Below are 19,118 nucleotides of genomic sequence, written 5' to 3' on the forward strand. Positions count from 1 at the left end.
CCCGGACCCCCGCTTGTCGGCGCTCCGCGCCTCGTCCTCAATCGCCGGACGGGCTAGAAAATGTGCGGCTAAGTCTTAGCCCCTCCGGCGTTTGAGGAGCGGGGTCTGGGGCGGAGCCCCAGTTACGGGAAGGGGCGGGCTTGGGGAGCCTCCGGCTACGGCAGATGCCCGTCCGTCGGGCGCGTGCGCCAGAAGGCGAGGCCTACGTCGACCAGGCTCACGCGGTCCAGCGCGGCGACGTCGTCCAGGGGGTGCCACGCCGCCAGGTCCGTCGAGCCCGACGTCTCGTGGCGGAGGGAGCCCCCGGTGATCCGGGCCTCGTACACGATGCGCACCCCGTGGAAGTCCGCCACCGCCCCGAGGCGCCTCGGATAGCGGCGCCGCAGCGAGTCCACGCCGAGCAGCGTGACGGGCTCCACGGCGTAGCCGGTCTCCTCCTCGGCCTCCCGGATCACCGTGTCGTACGGGTCCTCGCCGTGGTCCATGCCGCCCCCGGGCAGCGTCCAGCGCTTGCTGCCGTCGCCCGCCACCCAGCGGGCGAGCAGCACGGACCCGTCGCGTACGCATACGGCGTAGGCCGCCACCCGCAGTTCTTTGTGCACGGGCCGACGTTAGACCGCGTACACCGGATCAGCACGTCCCGTTCCCCCGCGGCCCGGTCACCCGGTGAGCGGGAGAGGCGGGTTGGCCGGGGAGTACTCCGGGGCCGACCAGACCCAGGGGGAGGCCCCTGCCGTCTCCCTCACCCCGGCGACCGAGAAGCGGACCGTGCGGCTGCCGTCGGGCGCGTACGCGGTGGTGGCCGTGCCCGTCAGCTGCAGCGCGGCGCCCGTCGTCCAGTCCAGGAACAGCAGTCCCGCCCGGGGGTCGGCGGTGAGGTTGCCCAGGGTCAGGAACATCGCGTTGCCGGGGTAGTCGGGCCACTCCAGTTCACGGGGTGAGAGCACGCGTACGAAGCCGGGGTTGCCGCCGCGGTGGCTCGCGTCCGCGCCGGTTTCGTGGACCGTGGCGAGGAAGAAGGTGTCGGATTCGGTGATCAGCCGCTGCTGGGCGGGGGTGAGGGCGGTGCCGGACGTGCTGTGCGGGGTGCCCTGTGGGGTTCGGGTGCCCAGGAGTTCGCGCCGCTGCAGGTGCTTCGGGCAGTTGGAGAAGACCTGGTCCGCCTCGATCGCCAGGCCGCGCGGGGTCGGCCGCGCCCTGCCGTTCAGGCGCATCCGGCGCCGCGTGCGCGGGTCGAGGGCGAGGGTGCCGACGGGGGTGCCCTCGCGTTGCAGGGCGGGCGTCAGGGGGTCGCCCGCCGGGAGTCGCGTCGTGAGCGAGATCTGGTGCGGGGCCGTCGCCCGTACGAAGCCCGGCTCGCCCGTGAGCAGGGACGCCCACACCTCGCCGCCCGCCGGGTCCGCCGCGCCGATCACCAGCATCGGCTGGAGTTCGAGGAACGCGGCGGCCACCGGGCGGATGCCGGGGCCGATGGACCTGCCGACGTGATCGGCGAGTTGGCGTACGCCCACGCGGTCCTGCACGGCGCGCGAGCCCGGGCGGTAGGGGTCGGGTGGGGTGTTCGTGGTGTCCACGGGGCCGTCCTTCTTGAAGAAGCCGCGGGTCGGTCTAGAAGAAGCCGCAGGTCGGTGCCGCCGCCACGGGCGCCTGCGCGGACTCGGCGCCGGTCGGGGCGTAGATCTCCAGGCGGATGCCGTCCGGGTCGTGGAAGAAGATCCCGCCGGACGCGGCGCCCTCGCCGTGCGGCACGACGCCGTCGTAGGCGAACTCCACTCCGTACGCCCGCAGCTCTGCCTCGTACGCCCGGACCCGGTCGATCGTGTCGACCTCGAAGGCGAGGTGGTGCAGGCCCGCGGGGCCGCGCTCGAAGGGGGCTTCCGCCTGCTGCCAGAGCGTGAGGGTGAGCGCCCCTCGGTGGCCGAGGAAGGCGAAGCGGCGGTCCTCCTCCTTGCCTTCGGTGATCACTTCGAGGCCGATCACGTCCCGGTAGAAGGCGAGGGAGCGGTCGAGGTCGGTGACGCTCAGGCCGATGTGACCCGTGCGGGGGGCGTGCGGAGGCATCGTGCCGCCTTTCGACAGGGGTGGCCCGCCCGTGCGGGCTAACCGTCTACATTCATGTTAGAGGTTATAGATCGCAGAGGTCAACCGGTCACGTACTCTTGAGCGGTTAGCGCCGAAGGGAGCCCCCATGCCCGTCACCACCCCGCCCGACCCCCGCCCCCTCACCGGCGAACCCCTCTCCCTGGACCTGCTCAACACCCGGTGGGTCCACGACGGGGTGCGCGCGGACCTGCTCACGGACGTCGAAGGGCTCGCCGTCTGGCTCGGGGCGAACGGCCTCGACGGGCGGTTCGCCGCCGACGGCCGCACCCTGGAGCGGCTGCTTCGCGCCCGCGACGCCCTCGCCGGTCTCGTCGATCTGCCGGGCAAGCCGGGCGGCGCCCCGGACGCCGTCGCCCGCGTCGACGCGGTGCTCGCGCACGGCAGGGTCCGGGCGACGCTGACGCCGGACGGGCCGGGCGAGGAGGCCGAGTTCGCGGATCCGTCGTGGGGGCCTGCGTGGCTGGCCGCGCGGGACTATCTGGAGCTGCTCACCACCGCGCCCGACCGGATCCGCGGCTGCGCCCATGAGGCGTGTGTCCTGCACTTCTTCGACACCTCGCGGAACGGCACCCGGCGCTGGTGCTCGATGGCCGTGTGCGGCAACCGCGCGAAGGCGTCCCGTCACTACGCGCGGTCGCGGGACAGCTAGTCGCGGCCTCGGGGCGGCTTCCGGCCGCGCCCTCCCGGTCGTCAGATCCCGTTATGGGGCGCCTTGTTCCCGATGGCGTATGGCGGAAGTACGCCATCGGACCATTCCAGCCCCGGGCAACTCTCCCCAAACAGGCACCCCTTACGTAAAGCTGAGCGGTCATCCGGCCCCGTATTCCGGACCCTTCGCTGCATCGGCTCGACCAGCCGATCTTTACGTACAGGGATGCTGATGACCCTCGATCCACACCACGCGCCCCAGGGCGCGAGACGCGGCGACCGCGCCAGACGCACCGCCCGCCTCGCCACCGCGATAGGCGTGGCCGCCGCTCTCTGCGCGGCGGCCCCGCTCCCGCTCGCCTTCGCCGCCGACGGCCCCTCCCCCGTCCCGGCCGCCCCCGCGCCCAAGGACGCCGCCGCGAAGCTCGGCGCCCAGGACGCCGAACTGCTCGCCGACGCCAAGGCGGAGGGCGAGAAGACCGTCACGATGATGGTCGCCACCGCGCCCGGCGCGACCGAGCAGGTCGCCAAGGAGCTGGACGCCGTCAAGGGCGGCTCCGTCGGCCGCACCTACGACAAGCTCGGCTACGTCCGCGCCGCCGTCCCGACCGCGCGCGCCGACGCCGCGATCAAGGCCGCGTCGAAGCTGACCTCCGTGCACGCCATCGACCTGCGGCACGAGATCGAGCTGGACGACCCGAGGCCCGGCGGCACCAAGGGCGCGAAGTCCGCGCAGGGCCGGGCCGCCTACCCGGCGCCGGACAAGAACACGCCCGCCAAGAACCCGTACAACCCGTCCTTCGAGACGGGCGCCGTCGACTTCGTGAAGAAGAACCCGAAGGCGGACGGCCGCGGCATCACCATCGGCATCCTCGACTCGGGCGTCGACCTCGGCCACCCGGCGCTGCAGAAGACCTCGACCGGCGAGCGCAAGATCACCGACTGGGTGACGGCGACCGACCCGATCGTCGACGCCGACGCCACCTGGCGCCGGATGACCAACCCGGTGTCCGGGCCCACGTTCACGTTCGACGGCGACTCCTGGAAGGCCCCCGCGGGCTCGTACCAGATCAGCCGCTTCCGTGAGGCCGCCACGACCGGCGGCGACGCCAAGGGCGACCTCAACCGGGACGGCGACACCACCGACACCTGGGGCGTCCTGTACGACCCGGCCGCCGGGACCGTGCGCGTCGACCTGAACGACAACAAGGACTTCGGCGACGACGCGCCGATGAAGCCCTACGGCAAGAACCACCAGGTCGGCTACTTCGGCAAGGACGACCCGGCGACCGACGTCGCCGAGCGGGTGCCCTTCGTCGTCGAGATCCGCAAGGACGTGCCGACCGACCCCTACGGCGGCGACTGGGTCGGCAAGAAGGCCGACTTCGTGAACATCGGCCTCATCGAGTCCGAGCACGGCACGCACGTCGCGGGCATCACGGCCGCCAACAAGCTGTTCGGCGGCAAGATGAACGGCGCCGCGCCCGGCGCCAAGCTGGTGTCCTCGCGCGCCTGCACCTGGACCGGCGGCTGCACCAACGTCGCGCTCACCGAGGGCATGATCGACCTCGTGACGAAGCGCGGCGTCGACATCGTCAACATGTCGATCGGCGGCCTGCCCGCGCTCAACGACGGCAACAACGCGCGCGCCGAGCTGTACAAGCGCCTCATCGACACCTACGGCGTGCAGCTGGTGATCTCCGCGGGCAACTCAGGACCCGGCGCCAACACCATCGGCGACCCCTCCCTCGCCGACCACGTCGTCTCCGTGGGCGCCTCGGTCTCCAAGGAGACCTGGGCCGCCAACTACGGCTCCGAGGTGACGAAGAAGAACGCCATGTTCAACTTCTCCTCGCGCGGCCCGCGTGAGGACGGCGGCTTCCAGCCCCTGGTGACCGCGCCGGGCTCGGCCATCAACACCACGCAGACCTGGCTGCCGGGCGGCCCCGCCGCCGAGGCCGGCTACCAGCTGCCCGCCGGCTACTCGATGCTGCAGGGCACGTCGATGGCGTCGCCGCAGGCCGCGGGCGCCTCCGCGCTCCTGCTCAGCGCCGCCAAGCAGCAGCGCGTCGACCTCACCCCGGCCAAGCTGCGCACCGCGCTCACCTCCACCGCCCACCGCATCCCGGGCGTGCAGGCCTACGCGCAGGGCACCGGCCTGATCGACGTCGTGGACGCCTGGAGCGCCATCAAGGGCGGCGCCAAGGCCCATGAGTACACGGTCAAGGCCCCCGTCGACACGGCCCTGGAGCAGGAGCTGAAGAAGCCCGGCACCGGCCTGTACGACCGTGAGGGCGGCCTGAAGAAGGGCCAGAAGAAGACCTACAAGGTCACCATCAAGCGGACCACGGGCCCGGCCCGTCCGGTGATGCACAAGCTCGCCTTCGCCAACAACCACGGCAAGACCTTCCGCCTGGTCGGCGACGACGACGTGCTGCTGCCCCTGAACACGGCCGTGACCGTGAAGGTGCAGGCCAAGCCGGAGTCCTACGGCGTCTCCAGCGCCGTGCTCACCGTGAACGACAAGCGCACCCGCGGCATCGACCACCAGATCATGACGACGGTCGTCGTGGCCAAGGACCTCGCCAAGCCCTCCTTCACCACCTCGTCGACCAGCTCGGTGCAGCGCAACGGCACCAAGTCCCTCTTCGTGACGGTGCCGAAGGGCGCGAAGACCCTTGAGGTCGCCCTCGGCGGCCTGAAGGACAAGAGCCAGACGCGGTTCATCTCCATCCACCCGTACGGCGTCCCGGCCGAGTCGACGTCCTCGCTCGTCTGCTACCCGAACTTCCCGAACCCGGACAACACCTGCCGCCCCGACCTGCGTTCGTACGCGAACCCGACGCCGGGCGTCTGGGAGATCGAGGTCGAGTCGCGCCGTACGTCGCCGCTGCTCGACAACCCGTACAAGCTTCAGGTCGCCGCGCTCGGCGTGTCCTTCGCCCCGGCGCCGCAGAAGGTCGCGGAGGCCAAGGCCGGTCAGGCCGCGCCCGTCACCTGGAAGGCGACGAACGACTACGCCGCCGTCGACGGCAAGCTGAAGGGCGGCACGCTCGGCTCGGCCGCGACCACGCGTCCCACCATCAAGCAGGGTGAGAAGCAGACCACGACGGTCGACGTGCCCGCGGGCACCGAGCGGCTCGACGTGGCGATCGGCTCGACCGCCGACGCCGCCGCCGACCTGGACCTGACGGTCCTCAAGGACGGCGTGCCGGTGGGCAGTTCGGCGGACGGCGACTCCGAGGAGTCGGTGAGCCTGCCCAAGCCCGCCGCGGGCAAGTACACCATCGAGGTCGCGGGCTACTCCATCCCGTCCGGCTCGACCGCGTACGACTACCGCGACGTGTTCTTCTCCGACTCGCTCGGCCAGATCAAGGTCGACGAGTCGAAGACGGTCAAGCTCGCGAACGGGGCGTCCGCGGACGTCTCGGCGGAGGTCGTCGCGAGCGCGCCGACCGCCGCGGGGCGCGTCCTGTTCGGTGAGGTCAACCTCCTGAACGCGCGCGGGACCGTCGCGGGCACGGGCAGCGTGACGGTGGAGAAGGTCACTCCGTGACGCTGACAGCATGAGAACGGGGCGGGCACTCAAGTGCCCGCCCCGTTCGGCTGTTCAGACCGCGATCAGCTCTTTCAGAACGCGATCAGCTCTTCAGGAAGCAGGAGTTCACTTCTTCAGGGAGCTGAGGTCGTGGGCGTAGGTGCCCACCGCGTGCGCGATGACGTCGATGTTCGTCGCGAACGCCTTGCGGTTGATGTTCTTCAGGTCGTCGCCCGCGCCGTGGTAGTTCGGGTCGTACGGCTGACCGGCCTTGCCGCCCGCCTTCGCCGCCTGCTCCTCGGTCTTGAGACCCTCGGCGCCGGTGAAGGTGCCGCCGGCCGGGATGCCGTTCGCGATGAACGCCCCGTAGTCCGAGCGGCCGTCGAAGTCGGTGCCCCAGTGCGGGACCTTCTTCTTGTCGAGGAAGCCGTTGATCAGCTTCTCGATCTGGGCGGAACCGGCCGGGCCCGCGCCCTCGCCGACCTTGTCGGAGTCGTCGCCGTCGTAGACCAGCTCCGCCGCGTTCGGCGAGGCGATCATGTCGAAGTTCAGGTACAGCTTGATGTTCTTCTTCTGCTTCGCCGACAGCGACTTGACGTAGTGGTCCGAGCCGAGCAGGCCGAGCTCCTCGGCCGACCACCAGGCGAAGCGGACCTTGTTGGTCAGCTTCTTGCCGCCCTTGGTCTCCTTGGCGAGCTTCTCGGCGACCTCGATCAGACCGGCCGAGCCGGAGCCGTTGTCGTTGATGCCGGGGCCCTCGGGCACGGAGTCCAGGTGCGCGCCGAGGCCGACGACGCGGTCGGCGCGGCCGCCGCGGGTCTCGGCGACGACGTTGCGGGTCTTGTGCGGGACGGCCTTGGTGGCGACGTCCACGGAGACCTTGACCTCGCCCTTGGCGAGGTCGGCGGCCAGCTTCTCGCCCTCGGCCTTGGTGATGCCGACGGCCGGGATGTGCGCGTTCGCCGGGACCTCCAGGTTGCCCTTCACGGGCTGGTCGCCGGAGTGGTTGTACAGGACGAGGCCGATGGCGCCCGCCTTGGCCGCGGCGGCCTCCTTCTCGGCGAAGGTGCAGGTGCCGCGCTTCACCAGGGCGATCTTGCCGGTGAAGGTGTCGGACGTGTAGTCGTCGGCCTCGCAGCCCGGGGTGTCGTCGACACGGGCGGCGGCGAGGGGGGCCTGGATGCCGCCCTCGGGCGTGGACTTGCTGAAGTCGAACGCCAGGGCGTCGAGCTTCCGCGCGTCGGGCGTGAGCACCGCGGCGCTCTCGCGCAGGGTCTCGGACTCGTAGAACGTGAAGTCCTGGTACGAGACCTTGTAGCCGGCCTTCTTCAGGCGGTCGTACACGTACTTCGTGGACGCCTTGTGGCCCTTGGTGCCCGCGGCGCGGTTGCCGCCGTTGGCGTCGGCTATCTCCTGGAACTTCTCCAGGTGGCGGTAGGCGCTCTTGCCGGTGGACTTCTTCACCAGCTTCTCGGCGAGCTTCTTCGCCTGCGCGGACTGCGTCGAGTGGTGCCCGGCGGCGCGGGGCGCGTCCTGGGCTCCCGCCGGGGCTGCGGCGAGCAGGAGGGGGGCGGCGACGGCCGCGGAGACGAGAGCGGCCGTGGTCCGGCTGCGGGGTGCGCGCACGGAGGTCCTTCCTTGCGTGGTCGGTTCGGCGCCGGTGACCTCCGTGGTCGGGCACGCGGTCGGTACTGGTCGGGTACGCGACCGGCGTGCGGCGGTGATCACCGGCGAGCGGTGGAAGGACGTTAGCCCGGCGAAACCCCAGTTCAGGGGATTCGCCGGGTTCGCAACCGCGCCTTCACGCAGTTGTCACCGGAACTCAGTACTCCGGGTGTCATCGCCCCGGAATGCGGTGTTCCGACCCCTGGTGCCGCCGGAAGGTGTCACTCAGCACCGCACGCCGCGTGCCCCCGGGAGCGCCTTCTCGATCCACGCGCGGTCCTTGGCGATCCGTTTCCCCGTCGTCCAGAGGTCGGGCGTGGTCTCCCCCGCGCTGATCCCGATCAGCGCGCGGTCGCCCGCCCGCAGCCGCGGGTCCACGTCCGCGTCCATCACGAACGTGATCCTCGGCTTGCCCCCGGCGGGCTTGTGGTAGCGGGACACGTCGAGCGTGATCCGGTCCTGGGTGCCGCCGGGCAGCGCCTCGACGCGGCGCACGGTGCCCTCGACGATGAGCCGCGCGCAGGCGACGTAGCCCTCGCGCGACCGGCTGTCCCCGGCGCCGTCCGAATCGTCCTGCGAGTCGTCCGGGGCCTTCGAGGCGTCGGGGGCCTCCTGCCGCCCCTCGCTGAGCTCCGGCGCCGCGTGCTTCGCGCCGTCGCCGCCCGCCATGTCGCCGTCCCCCGTCCCGGCGTTCGCCCCGAGCCAGACGAGGCCGCCGAGCATTCCGGCGGCGAGCACGGCGGCGAGGGCGAGCACGGTGCGGCGGCGGGCGGCGCCGGGCTCGCGGAAGGGGGTGGCGGGCGGCAGGGCGGGGGCCGGGAGGGGGGTTGTGCGGGCCGGGTCCTCGGGGCGGGTCCGGCCCTGGCCTTCCTGGCTCTCCGGGCGGGTCCGGCCTTGGCCTTCCTGGCCCTCCGGGCGGGTCCGGCCCTGGCTCTCCCGGCCCTCCAGGCGGGTCCGGCCCTGGCCCTCCTGGCCCTCCTCCCCTTCCTGCCCTTCCCGCCCCTCCTCGCGCGCTCGCGCCTCCCCCTCCGGCCCCCGCGCCAGCGTCTCGCCCACGATCCGCAGCTGTTCGCGCAGCGCCGCGACGTCGGCGACCGCCGCCGCGTGCTCGGCCATGAACCGCTCGTCGGCGCGCACGGCCTCGGGCACCGGTGTGTCCGTGACCGCCAGCGTCAGCGCGTCGACGGCGTCGTAACTCTCCTCGTGCGCCACGGTCACACCACCTCTCCCTCGTGCAGCCGCGTCCGCAGCATCCGTACGGCCGCGTGCAGCCTGCTCTTGACCGTGCCCTCCGGGATGCCCAGCTCGGCCGCGATGTCCCGGACCGGCAGATCGGCGTAGAAGCGCAGCACGACGACCTGCCGCTGACTGTCCGGCAGCGCGTCGAGGCCCTGCGCCACGGCCAGCGAGAGGACCCTCGACTCGGCGCCGTCCGCACCGGCCTCCGCGGGGCGCAGCGCGGCGAGCCGTTCGCCGAGCCGCTCCTGGCGGCGCCGGGCGCGGTGGAAGTCCATCGCCCAGTTCGAGGCGACCACAGCGGCCCACGCGGACACGTCACGCGGCGCCTGCTCCCCCTTCGCCGCCCGCTCCAGGAGCCGCAGCCTGACCTGCTGCACCCCGTCCTGCAGTTCCCCGTGCGGCACCCCGCCCAGGGACAGGACGGCCCGGACCCGGTCCTCCTGGGCCGGGTCCAGCGGGTCGGCGGCCTCGGGTCCCCCGTGTCCCCCCGGTCCCCCCTGACCGCGTGGTCCGCGTGGTTCGCGGCGCGTGATTCTGCGCAGCAATGGCCCTCCCCTGTTTCGCGCGCGTGCCCGCGTTTCCCCTAGGACGCCGCAGCGGGCCGAAACGTTCGCGTGGATGTGGCGTCCCGCACCTCGGACAATGGATTGGACAAAGCGGCCGTGGACAGACGCATCATGGAGCGGCGGCGGCAGCGCCCCTGGCCGGACGGCCGCACGCCCGGGCAGGAGACTGCCGCAGCCAGGCACGCAACTACGGAGGGACCCCTGTGAAGGTCGGAATCGTCGGAGCCACCGGTCAGGTCGGCACGGTCATGCGCAAGATCCTCGCCGAGCGGAAGTTTCCGCTCGACGAGCTGCGCCTGTTCGCCTCGGCCCGCTCGGCCGGCTCGGTCCTGGACGGGGTGACGGTCGAGGACGCCTCGACGGCCGACTACACGGGCCTGGACATCGTCCTGTTCTCCGCGGGCGGCGCCACCTCCAAGGCGCTCGCCGAGAAGGTCGCCTCGCAGGGCGCCGTGGTGATCGACAACTCCTCGGCCTGGCGCCGCGACCCCGAGGTGCCGCTGGTCGTCTCCGAGGTGAACCCGCACGCCATCGCGGACCGCCCCAAGGGCATCATCGCGAACCCGAACTGCACGACGATGGCCGCGATGCCGGTCCTCAAGCCGCTGCACCTGGAGGCGGAGCTGACCTCGCTGGTCGTCGCCACCTACCAGGCCGTGTCCGGCTCCGGGCTCGCGGGCGTCGACGAGCTGTTCCAGCAGGTCAAGAAGGTCGGCGACGACGCGCCGAAGCTGACCCACGGCGGCGACCAGGCCGAGTTCCCCGAGCCGGACAAGTACGTCGCGCCGATCGCGTACAACGTCCTGCCGATGGCGGGCTCGGTCGTCGACGACGGTCTGAACGAGACCGACGAGGAGCAGAAGCTGCGCCACGAGTCCCGGAAGATCCTGGAGATCCCGGAGCTCAAGGTCTCCGGCACCTGTGTCCGCGTGCCCGTCTTCACCGGCCACTCCCTCCAGGTCAACGCCCGCTTCGCGCGGCCGCTGTCCCCCGAGCGCGCCACCGAGATCCTCGCCGCCGCGGAAGGCGTCGTCCTCACCGACGTGCCGACCCCGCTGCTCGCGGCGGGCCGCGACGAGTCCTTCGTGGGCCGTATCCGCGGCGACGAGACCGTCGAGAACGGCCTCGCGTTCTTCATCTCCGACGACAACCTCCGCAAGGGCGCCGCGCTGAACGCGGTGCAGATCGCGGAGCTGGTGGCGGCGGAGCTCTCGGGTTCCTGAGTCCCGGCCCCCCGGCTCGCGGCCGCGGCGGGGGAAACCCGCTGGTCGCGGGGGATCGTTTCACCACCCACGGATGAGTGAAACGGCGCATGGCTCCCGGGCGGGTCCGGGCAGTACCTCGGTGCACCGACCGCACCACACAAGGGAAGTTCATGCGCCGTATCACCGCCGTCGCCACCATGGCCGTCGGAACCCTCGCCCTCGCCGGAGCGCTCGCCGCCCCGGCGAGCGCCGTACCGGACCCCGTAGCCACCGTCGACTGTGCCGTCCAGGAGGTCACCGGCCTCGTCGACGTCGCCAACCCCGGTGTGCCCGCCGAGGTCCCCGCCACGGGCTGCCTGGCCCCGTGACCTGACGATCTCAGGCCCGGGACACCGCCGCGCCCGTACGGACCCCGACCAGGTCCGTACGGGCGCGGTGCCGTTAGGTCACTCCTAGCTGATGCGCGACTCCTCACTGACGCACGACTCCTCGCCGTTACGTCACTCCTCACCGTTCCCCGCAACGGCCACCACCCCCAGCGCCACCACCGCGAGCCCACCGCCGACCAGCAGGACTTCGGTCACCCCGATCCCGTCGGCGACGCGGCCCCCGGTCAGCGCGCCCACCGCGATGGCCACGTTGAACACCCCCGCGAACAGCGCGGACGCCGCTTCCCTCGCGCCCGGCGCGGCCGCCATCACCCAGTTCTGCGAGGAGACGGAGACGGCGCCGTAGGACAGGCCCCACGCGATCAGGAGCAGCACCGACACGGCGAGCGAGCCCCCGACCGGGACCAGCAGGAGCATCACGCCGCCGAGCGCCGCCGAGATCAGCAGGAGCGCGCGGCGCGGGTCGCGGGCGGCGAGGGAGCCGCCGAGGAAGTTCCCGGCGATCCCGGCGACGCCGTAGACGAGGAGCAGCGCGCTGACGAGGCCCGCGCCGAGGTCCGGCACCCGCTCCAGGACGGGCCGTACGTAGGTGTACGCGGTGAAGTGGCCGACGACGAGCAGCGCCACCGCGATCAGGCCGATCCGCAGCCGCGGCATGCGGATCAGCTCGGGGAAGACGCCGAGCCGCACCGGCTCGGTGGGCGGGAGCGGGGGCAGGACGGCGGCGAGCAGCACGGCGACGGCGACGCCGAGCACGGCGACGGCCGCGAAGGCCCAGCGCCAGCCCGCGAGTTCCCCGAGGAAGGTGCCCGCGGGCACGCCGAGCACCGACGCCACGGCTATCCCGCTGAAGATCACGGCGGTGGCCCGCCCGACGGACTCGGTGCGCACGAGGCGGACCGCGAGGGAGGCGGCGACGGCCCAGACGCCGCCGATGCACAGGCCGACGACGATGCGGGCGCCGAGGAGCACCGCGAAGGACGGCGCGAGCGCGGACAGCAGGTTCACGGCGCCGAGCAGCAGCATCAGGCCGCACAGCACGGCGCGCCGGTCCGCGCGGCGGGCGGCGACGGGCAGCAGCAGGGCGGCGAGGGCCGCGACGAGGCCGGGCAGGGTGACGGTGAGCCCCGCGGTGCCGTCGCTGACGTGCAGCCCGTCGGAGAGCGAGGTGAGCAGTCCCACGGGCAGCATTTCCGTGGTGACGACGGAGAAGGTGGCGGCCGCGACGGCGAGGACGGACAGCGGCAGGGACCGTCGTCCGGTGACGACCGGCGCGGTTTCAGTCACGGTTTTCATGGGCACCAGCCAACGCCCGAGCGGTCACCGGGAACAACGTCGAACCTCTCATCCTTGAATGAGCGTGGCTCATCGATCGAGGAACGGGGCGAACGCGTATGAGTGGGCTCGAGGTCCGGGAGCTGGAGTGTTTCCTGGCGCTGGCCGAGGAGCTGCATTTCGGCCGGGCGGGTGAGCGGCTCTACGTCTCACAGAGCCGGGTCAGCCAACTCCTTGCCGCCCTGGAACAGCGCATCGGCGCGCGCCTCGTGGAGCGTACTAGCCGACGGGTGCGGCTGACCCCGCTCGGCGAGCGGTTCCACGCGGAACTACGGCCCGCGTACGAGGAGTTGGCGGGCGTCGTGGGACGGGCGCGGGAGTCGGCGCGGGGTGTGGCGGGCCGGATCAGGCTCGGCTTCCAGGGGACGGCGGACGCGCGCCTCATGGAGGCCATCACCACGTTCCAGAAGCGGCATCCGGGCTGTGTGACGGAGATCGTCGAGGTGCCGTTCGCGGACCCGTTCGGGGCGGTGCGGAACGGCGACGTGGACGCGGCGATCGTGCTGCTTCCGGTGGCGGAGCCCGAGCTGGTGCTCGGCCCGCTGTTCTCGCGCCAGCAGCAGACGGTGGCGGTGTCGGTACGGCATCCCTTCGCGTCCCGGACGTCACTGGCCGCGGCCGAACTGGCCGACGTCCCGCTGATCTCGGCGACGGCGCCCGCACCCGCGTACTGGCGCGAGGCCCAGGCCCCTTCGGCCGTGCCCGCGCCCGCCGTGCGCACCCTCCAGGAGGGGCTGACGCTGGTGGCCGCGGACCGGGGCGCGATGCTGCTGTGCCGGCCGACGGCGGAGTACCACGGTCGGCAGGACGTGGTGTTCGTGCCGGTGGAGGGGGTGCCGGACTCGGTGCTCGGGCTTGTGTGGCACCGGGACGGGGAGACGGAGCGGGTGCGGGCGTTCGCGCGGGCGGTGGCCGGGGTGGGGGCGGCCGACGGGGAGGCGTCGGCCGCCTGAGGCTCAGGCCGGGCGGCGGACCTCGAAGTGGAAGCAGCCGTACTCCACGGCGCGGACGTGCACGAGGGCGACCTGCGGGTCGGCGAACGCCTCGGTGAGGGCCTCGTCGAAGCCCGCCGTGGTGTCCTCGGGGACCTCCAGGAGGCGGCCGCCGACGATGTTGCCGCCCGCGTCGTAGCGGCGGAACGCGCGCAGTGCGCCCGCCCTGACGTACGGGTACGCCGTCGCCGGTTCGGGTCCTTCGCAGGGGTCCGCGTGGATGAACACGGGGCCCTGTTCGTCGTACGCTCCCGGCTCGGCGCCGGTGTCGGCCGCCCAGCGGCGCAGGGGGGCGTACGAGACCAGGGCTATGCGTTCGCCCGCGCGGGCGGGGCGCAGGCAGCAGCGCAGGGGGTCGCCGCCCTCCGGGTCGGTGAACGGCACGCAGGGGCGGCCCGCGTCGTCGGTGTCGCGGAGCTGCTTGAGGGTGTCGGGAGTGATGGGGCGCGGGGTGAAGGTTGTGCTCATGGGCCCAGGTTCGCCCCTGCGGGGCGTTCCGGCTGGCGGTTTCCGGACGCCTACCTTCCCCTGGGCCGGGGGCGCCCCCGATTTCGGCGCTCCGCGCCTCGTCCTCAAACGCCGGACGGGCTATCCCCCACCCACCCGCCCAAACTTGCACCGGCCTGCCCAACAGCCCGGCACCATCAGCCCCGAAAGGGCCACCCCCGGATCGCGCTCCGCGCTCGTCCTCAATCGCCGGACAGGCTTTCTCCCACCCACCCGCCCAAACTTGCACCGGCCTGCCCAACAGCCCGGCACCCTTCAGCCCGCCCCGCAGCGCCTTTCGGCCCGCCTCGGCGAAGTATCCAGCCCGTCGTGGGGGTCCCCCTGCTCCTCAAGAGCTTGGGGGAGATTGAGGACGAGGCGCGGAGCGCCGATTCGGGGGCGGACCGTCCCACCCGAAGGGGACACCCATCCCCGGGGTCCAGGGGCGCAGCCCCCCGCGCGGCGGAGCCGCAAATTGACACAGCCGGAGAAGGGGCGGGACTGGGGCGCCCCGCGAGGGCTAGACGCCCCACGACCCCCTCCCGTTGAGCTCCGCCACATCCGTGCCCGTCGTCCACCGATACGCCGCGTCGAGCTCGGCCAACTCCTCGGTGGTCAGCACGTCCTCGACCCGTTCGAAGCCCTCGGGGGCGCGCTCGGCGACGACTTGGAGGAGGCGGTCGGCGGGCATCCGCCGGTTGGCGAGGACGAGCGCGGCCGTGGCCTCGCGCCGCACCTCCTCGTACGCCCGCAGCCCGGCGACCCGGTCGGGGTCGTTGACGGCGAGGCTGCGGGCGAGGACCCGGGCGTCGAGGACGGCCTGCGAACCGCCGTTGGAGCCGACGGGGTACATCGGGTGGGCGGCGTCACCGAGGAGGGTGACGGGCCCGCGGCCCCACCGCGACAGCGGCTCCCGGTCGACCATCGGGTACTCCAGGATGCGCCGCGTCGCGGCGAAAAGCGCGGGCACGTCCAGGTCCCCGATCCGCCACCCGGCGAAGTACGGAAGGACGTCGGAGAGCCGCCCGGTGCGGTTCCAGTCCGCGGCCCCGGACATCGCCCCGTGCTCGACGGGGAACCGCACCTCCGCGACCCAGTTGAGCAGCGCACGCCCACGCCGCTCGGCCTCGCCGGAGATGGGGTAGACGACCAGCTTGGCGTGCGCGTTGCTGCCCGCGATGGCGACGGTGCGGCCGCCGAGCACGGGCTCCCACTCGGTGATGCCGCGCCACATCCGGATGCCGTTCCACAGCGGCGGCCCCTCCCCGGGGTGCAGCCGGGCGCGCACGGTCGAGTAGAGCCCGTCGGCGCCGATCAGCGCCCGCACCCGCACGGCGTGCTCCCGGCCGCGCGCCATGTCCCGCAGGATGACCCGCAGCAGCGGCCCCTCCGTCTCGGCGCACCGCACGAACGACGTGCCGGTGACGACGGCGCGTTCGCCGAGGCGTTCGCGCACCGCGTCGAGCAGGATCATCTGGAGGGCACCGCGGTGGAGGGAGTACTGCGGCCAGTGGTAGCCGAGGGCGTGGCCGCGGGGCTCGCCCCAGATGCGGTTGCCGTGCCGGTCGTAGTGGACCATCTCGGCGGTGGCCACGCCGGTCGCGGCGAGCTGCTCGCCGAGGCCGAGTTCGGTCAGTTCGCGGACGGCGTGCGGCAGCAGGTTGATGCCGACGCCGACGGGCCGGAGCACCTGCACGGGTTCGACGACCCGTACGCCGATCCCCGCCTCGTGCAGGCTCAGCGCCGCCGTGAGCCCGCCGATGCCCGCGCCCGCGATCAGGACGTCGGCGTTCGCGGCGTTCATGGCGCTCATGGCCGCCGCACCGCCCGTCCGACCTCGGCCCGCAGTCTCACGAACTCCGGCAGGCCGCGGGTGCCGATCTGGTCGCGCGGCACGGGCAGTTCGACGCGCAGCTCGCTGTGGACGCGGCCGGGGGCGCCGGTGAGGACGACGACGCGGTCGCCGACGTACACGCTTTCGTCGATGTCGTGGGTGACGAGCAGGATGGTCATCCCTCGGGCGTCGCTGCCATCGCCGCCATCGCCGCCACCGCTTCCAACGCTGCCGCCGCCATCGCTGCCGCCACCACCGCCACCACCACCGCCATCGTCGCCGTCGCGGCCCCCGCCCGACCCTCCGCCGCCGCCCCCGCGCACCGACAGGAGCAGGTCCTCCAGGTCCTCCCTGGTCTGGGCGTCGACGGAGCCGAACGGCTCGTCCATCAGGAGCAGCGAGGGCCGGTAGGCGAGGGCGCGGGCGATGGCGACGCGCTGCTGCATGCCGCCGGACAGCTGCCACGGGTATCGGCCCGCGGTGCCGTCGAGGCCGACCTGCGCGAGGGCTTCCTGCGCGCGGGCGCGGCGCTCGGCGCGGGCGAGGCCGCGGCGGCGCAGCGGCAGGGCGACGTTGTCGCGGACGGTCAGCCACGGGAAGAGCGAGCGGGTGTAGTCCTGGAAGACGACGGCGAGGTCGTCGGGTACGCCGTCGACGTCCCGGCCGCCGACGGCGATCCGGCCCTCGCTCGGCCGCTGGAGTCCCGCGACGCACCGCAGGAGCGTGGACTTGCCGCAGCCGGACGGCCCGACGATGCTCACCAACTCGCCGCGCGCGACGTGTAGTTCGACCCCTTCGACGGCACGGTGCCCGTCGGCGTAGCGATGACTGAGCCCAGCGATCTCCAGCATCCCCTGTTCCCCCTGTCCCCCTGTTGCCAACTGCCTTGCGGTCTAAGTGATGTGAGGGTCCGTAGGCCCCTCGCGTTCCCCGTGCGCCCCCATGGATCGCGGCCGGTCCGCCGCCCCGCGGGGGCCGGGTGGTCTAGGTGTCCGCCCGCCGTGCGCCCCGGTGCCAGGCCAGGACCTTTCGCTCGACGAGCAGGAACAGTCCGTTCAGTACGCAGCCGACGGCGCCGAGCAGCACGATCCCGGCCCACAGCCGGTCCGGCCTGAACTCGCGCTCGGCGGCGTTGAGCCGGGAGCCGATGCCCTCTCCGGACCCCATCAGCTCGGCGATGACCATGAGGATCAGCGCGAACCCGAGCGCGACCCGCAGCCCCGCGAAGATCTTCGGCGCGGCCCCCGGCAGGATGACGTACCGCAGCCGCGCGAGGGGGCCGAGCCCGAGCACGCGGGCGGTGTCGAGCTGCAGCGGTTCCACGGAGCGCACGCCGTCGGCGGTGTTGAGCAGCACCGGCCAGACCACGCCGAAGACGATGGCCGCCAGTTGCATGGACGTGCCGAGCCCGAAGGCGACCATGAAGAACGGGATGAGCGTGGGCGGCGGCACGGCACGCCCGAACTGCAGCACCGGGTCGAGCACGTGGAAGGCCACCCGGGAGAGCCCGATCCCGACGCCCACGGCGATCCCGACGGCCCCGGCGGCGGCCCAGCCGAGCAGCAGATGGCTGAGGCTCGGCACGAAGTCGTCGACGGCGAGGTCGCTCAGCCACAGCCGGGACGGCGGCCCCGACCACCACATCTCCCGCATGGTCCGCACGATCCGCGTGGGCGGCGGAAAGTACAGGTCCTCGGCCCGTCGGGCGGCCAACTCCCAGAGCACGACGAGGAGTACGAGCAGCCAGGCCCGGGCGAACACTCCGATGACGACACGCCGGACCCGCCCGCCGCTGACGCGCCCCGCACGCCCGGGGCCGACGCCCCCGGCCTGCCGGGGCTCGGCGTCCCCCGCACGCCCTGGGCCGACGTCCCGCACGTGCCCGACGGCCGCGTCCACCGCGCGCTCCGACCGCTCCCCTCCCCCGCTCATCGCCCCGCTCCGGACCTGTTGAGCCCGTCGTGGGGGCCTTTCCCTGCTCCTTCAGCGCTCGGGGGAGATTGAGGGCGAGCGCGCAGCGCGACACGGGGGGTCCGGGGGGCGGAGCCCCTTGGCCTCGGGAAGGGGCGCCCGCGCGCGGAGCGCGCTGATCGAGCACTGTGGGGAAACAGAGCCCTCCCCACCCCCACAAGACCGGCGTTGGCCGCAACCCCCAGCGCTCCCGCCCAACACGCCCCCGCCACCATCAGATCGGGCCGCCCGCCCCCGGACTGCGAGTCGAGCAGATAGACGCCGAGTCCCCCGTCACCCCCGGCCCGCAACTCCGCGCTGACCGCCACGATCAGCCCCACGGACGCCGCGATCCGCACCCCCGTGAGGACGAAGGGCCCGGCGCTCGGCAGCGACACCCGCCACACCACCGCGAGCGGCCCGAACCCGAAGGACCGCAGGGTCTCCTTGGCGACGGGGTCGACGTCGCGGAGCCCGTACAGGGTGTTGAGGAGGATGGGCCAGAGCGCGGCGTAGCAGACGAGGGACCGCTCCACCCGGTCGGGCTCGACGAAGACGAGGATCGCGAGCGGGATGAGGGCGACGGAGGGGATGGGGCGGGCCAGCTCGACGACGGCGAGGGCGGCGGCGCGGAGCCGCGGCAGGGAGCCGAGGAGGAGCCCGGCGGGCACGGCGAGGGCGACGGCGAGGGCGAGGCCGCCGAGCCAGGCGGAGACGGTGGTCCAGAGGTCGTCGAGGAAGCCGTCGTCGACGGCCATCTCGGCGGCGCGGGCGAGCACGGAGGAGGCGGGCGGCAGGGCCTGGTCGTCGAACACCCCGCTGCGGGCGACGAGTTCGAGGACGAGGAAGGCACCGCAGAGGCCGAGCGCCCCCAGCAGAACCCGCCCGGACCTGCGCTCGACCAGGCTCACGGAGCGCGCACCGGCGCGCGTGCGAGCGCGCGCCCCGAATCCCGGGCCGAGGCCCGGTCCGGAGCGCGCGTCCTGTTTCACCGCATCGCCCTCTTCATCGCGGCACCCGCGTGGGCGGCGTCGTCCGCCTGGGCCGCGTGATCCGCGTGAGCCGCGTAATCCGCGTGGGCCAAGTGATCCGCGTGACCCGAGTGACCTGAGTGACCCGCGTGAGCCGTGTCGTCCGCGTGGGCCGCGTAACCCCCCTCACCGCATCG

The 19,118-nt window shown here is 73.0% G+C and carries 17 protein-coding genes; 5 read left to right on the top strand and 12 right to left on the bottom strand.

The genetic code is table 11. The annotated features are described in order from the left end of the window. Nucleotides 1-155: 155 nt before the first annotated feature. From ACFVHO_RS26980 to ACFVHO_RS26990, 3 genes are read right to left on the bottom strand one after another with little or no spacing between them, the layout of a single operon-like run. On the bottom strand, nt 156-602 hold the full coding sequence (locus ACFVHO_RS26980) for an NUDIX hydrolase (RefSeq protein ID WP_385719701.1): 447 nt from the start codon (nt 600-602) through the stop codon (nt 156-158). A 57-nt stretch (nt 603-659) separates the two neighbouring features. Further along, nucleotides 660-1,574, bottom strand: a complete 915-nt coding sequence (locus tag ACFVHO_RS26985) for a pyridoxamine 5'-phosphate oxidase family protein (protein WP_385719704.1) — start codon at nt 1,572-1,574, stop codon at nt 660-662. A gap of 34 nt (nt 1,575-1,608) precedes the next feature. After that, nucleotides 1,609-2,061, bottom strand: coding sequence for a VOC family protein (locus ACFVHO_RS26990; protein ID WP_385719707.1), 453 nt, complete (start codon nt 2,059-2,061; stop codon nt 1,609-1,611). A gap of 127 nt (nt 2,062-2,188) precedes the next feature. Between ACFVHO_RS26990 and ACFVHO_RS26995 the strand changes: the two genes are divergently transcribed. Continuing rightward, nucleotides 2,189-2,752 carry a CGNR zinc finger domain-containing protein gene (locus tag ACFVHO_RS26995; RefSeq protein WP_385719709.1) on the top strand — a complete coding sequence of 188 codons (564 nt, stop codon included), beginning with the start codon at nt 2,189-2,191 and terminating at the stop codon, nt 2,750-2,752. Between the two features lie 225 nt (nt 2,753-2,977). Beyond that, nucleotides 2,978-6,307, top strand: a complete 3,330-nt coding sequence (locus ACFVHO_RS27000) for a S8 family serine peptidase (protein WP_385719712.1) — start codon at nt 2,978-2,980, stop codon at nt 6,305-6,307. A 108-nt stretch (nt 6,308-6,415) separates the two neighbouring features. On the opposite strand, the gene ACFVHO_RS27005 is transcribed toward ACFVHO_RS27000, so the two are convergent. The 3 genes from ACFVHO_RS27005 to ACFVHO_RS27015 form a co-directional block, all read right to left on the bottom strand. Further along, entirely contained in the window at nt 6,416-7,915 is a 1,500-nt protein-coding gene (locus tag ACFVHO_RS27005) for a M28 family metallopeptidase (protein WP_385719715.1), read from the bottom strand. A gap of 264 nt (nt 7,916-8,179) precedes the next feature. Continuing rightward, the gene (locus ACFVHO_RS27010; RefSeq protein ID WP_385719717.1) at nt 8,180-9,172 is read right to left on the bottom strand and encodes a hypothetical protein; all 993 of its coding nucleotides are present in this window, start codon (nt 9,170-9,172) and stop codon (nt 8,180-8,182) included. Beyond that, nucleotides 9,169-9,738: an RNA polymerase sigma factor gene (locus tag ACFVHO_RS27015; RefSeq protein WP_385719720.1), complete on the bottom strand. Its 570-nt coding sequence runs from the start codon at nt 9,736-9,738 to the stop codon at nt 9,169-9,171. Before ACFVHO_RS27015 ends, ACFVHO_RS27010 begins: the two co-directional genes overlap by 4 nt. A 224-nt stretch (nt 9,739-9,962) precedes the next feature. On the opposite strand from ACFVHO_RS27015, the gene ACFVHO_RS27020 reads away from it, so the two are divergent. Together ACFVHO_RS27020 and ACFVHO_RS27025 are read left to right on the top strand one after the other, a co-directional pair. Further along, entirely contained in the window at nt 9,963-10,982 is a 1,020-nt protein-coding gene (locus ACFVHO_RS27020) for an aspartate-semialdehyde dehydrogenase (protein ID WP_385719723.1), read from the top strand. A gap of 152 nt (nt 10,983-11,134) precedes the next feature. Beyond that, nucleotides 11,135-11,332, top strand: coding sequence for a hypothetical protein (locus ACFVHO_RS27025; RefSeq protein WP_385719726.1), 198 nt, complete (start codon nt 11,135-11,137; stop codon nt 11,330-11,332). Between the two features lie 132 nt (nt 11,333-11,464). Here ACFVHO_RS27025 and ACFVHO_RS27030 read toward each other — a convergent pair whose 3' ends face one another. After that, nucleotides 11,465-12,649: an MFS transporter gene (locus tag ACFVHO_RS27030; protein WP_385719729.1), complete on the bottom strand. Its 1,185-nt coding sequence runs from the start codon at nt 12,647-12,649 to the stop codon at nt 11,465-11,467. Between the two features lie 98 nt (nt 12,650-12,747). Here ACFVHO_RS27030 and ACFVHO_RS27035 point away from each other — a divergent pair, with 98 nt between their 5' ends. Continuing rightward, on the top strand, nt 12,748-13,641 hold the full coding sequence (locus ACFVHO_RS27035; protein ID WP_385719732.1) for a LysR family transcriptional regulator: 894 nt from the start codon (nt 12,748-12,750) through the stop codon (nt 13,639-13,641). A gap of 3 nt (nt 13,642-13,644) precedes the next feature. Here ACFVHO_RS27035 and ACFVHO_RS27040 read toward each other — a convergent pair whose 3' ends face one another. The 5 genes from ACFVHO_RS27040 to ACFVHO_RS27060 form a co-directional block, all read right to left on the bottom strand. Continuing rightward, nucleotides 13,645-14,148, bottom strand: a complete 504-nt coding sequence (locus ACFVHO_RS27040; RefSeq protein WP_385719735.1) for a DUF1203 domain-containing protein — start codon at nt 14,146-14,148, stop codon at nt 13,645-13,647. 538 nt (nt 14,149-14,686) lie between these two features. Next, entirely contained in the window at nt 14,687-15,979 is a 1,293-nt protein-coding gene (locus ACFVHO_RS27045) for a flavin-dependent oxidoreductase (protein WP_385719736.1), read from the bottom strand. Next, nucleotides 15,976-16,851 (bottom strand): ABC transporter ATP-binding protein, encoded by an 876-nt coding sequence (locus tag ACFVHO_RS27050; protein ID WP_385719739.1) that lies wholly within the window; start codon nt 16,849-16,851, stop codon nt 15,976-15,978. Before ACFVHO_RS27050 ends, ACFVHO_RS27045 begins: the two co-directional genes overlap by 4 nt. A 133-nt stretch (nt 16,852-16,984) precedes the next feature. Then, nucleotides 16,985-17,932: an ABC transporter permease gene (locus ACFVHO_RS27055; protein ID WP_385719742.1), complete on the bottom strand. Its 948-nt coding sequence runs from the start codon at nt 17,930-17,932 to the stop codon at nt 16,985-16,987. Next, nucleotides 17,929-18,861: an ABC transporter permease gene (locus ACFVHO_RS27060; protein ID WP_385719745.1), complete on the bottom strand. Its 933-nt coding sequence runs from the start codon at nt 18,859-18,861 to the stop codon at nt 17,929-17,931. Before ACFVHO_RS27060 ends, ACFVHO_RS27055 begins: the two co-directional genes overlap by 4 nt. Nucleotides 18,862-19,118: the final 257 nt, after the last annotated feature.

The sequence above is a fragment of the Streptomyces sp. NPDC127108 genome (assembly GCF_042677545.1).
Taxonomy (GTDB): Bacteria; Actinomycetota; Actinomycetes; order Streptomycetales; family Streptomycetaceae; genus Streptomyces.

Coding starts and splice junctions, on each gene's coding strand:
- ACFVHO_RS26990 (WP_385719707.1), bottom strand. CDS start 2,061: ATGCCTCCGCACGCCCCCCGCACGGGTCACATCGGCCTGAGCGTCACC.
- ACFVHO_RS26995 (WP_385719709.1), top strand. CDS start 2,189: ATGCCCGTCACCACCCCGCCCGACCCCCGCCCCCTCACCGGCGAACCC.
- ACFVHO_RS27000 (WP_385719712.1), top strand. CDS start 2,978: ATGCTGATGACCCTCGATCCACACCACGCGCCCCAGGGCGCGAGACGC.
- ACFVHO_RS27025 (WP_385719726.1), top strand. CDS start 11,135: ATGCGCCGTATCACCGCCGTCGCCACCATGGCCGTCGGAACCCTCGCC.
- ACFVHO_RS27030 (WP_385719729.1), bottom strand. CDS start 12,649: ATGAAAACCGTGACTGAAACCGCGCCGGTCGTCACCGGACGACGGTCC.
- ACFVHO_RS27035 (WP_385719732.1), top strand. CDS start 12,748: ATGAGTGGGCTCGAGGTCCGGGAGCTGGAGTGTTTCCTGGCGCTGGCC.
- ACFVHO_RS27040 (WP_385719735.1), bottom strand. CDS start 14,148: ATGAGCACAACCTTCACCCCGCGCCCCATCACTCCCGACACCCTCAAG.
- ACFVHO_RS27045 (WP_385719736.1), bottom strand. CDS start 15,979: ATGAGCGCCATGAACGCCGCGAACGCCGACGTCCTGATCGCGGGCGCG.
- ACFVHO_RS27050 (WP_385719739.1), bottom strand. CDS start 16,851: ATGCTGGAGATCGCTGGGCTCAGTCATCGCTACGCCGACGGGCACCGT.
- ACFVHO_RS27055 (WP_385719742.1), bottom strand. CDS start 17,932: ATGAGCGGGGGAGGGGAGCGGTCGGAGCGCGCGGTGGACGCGGCCGTC.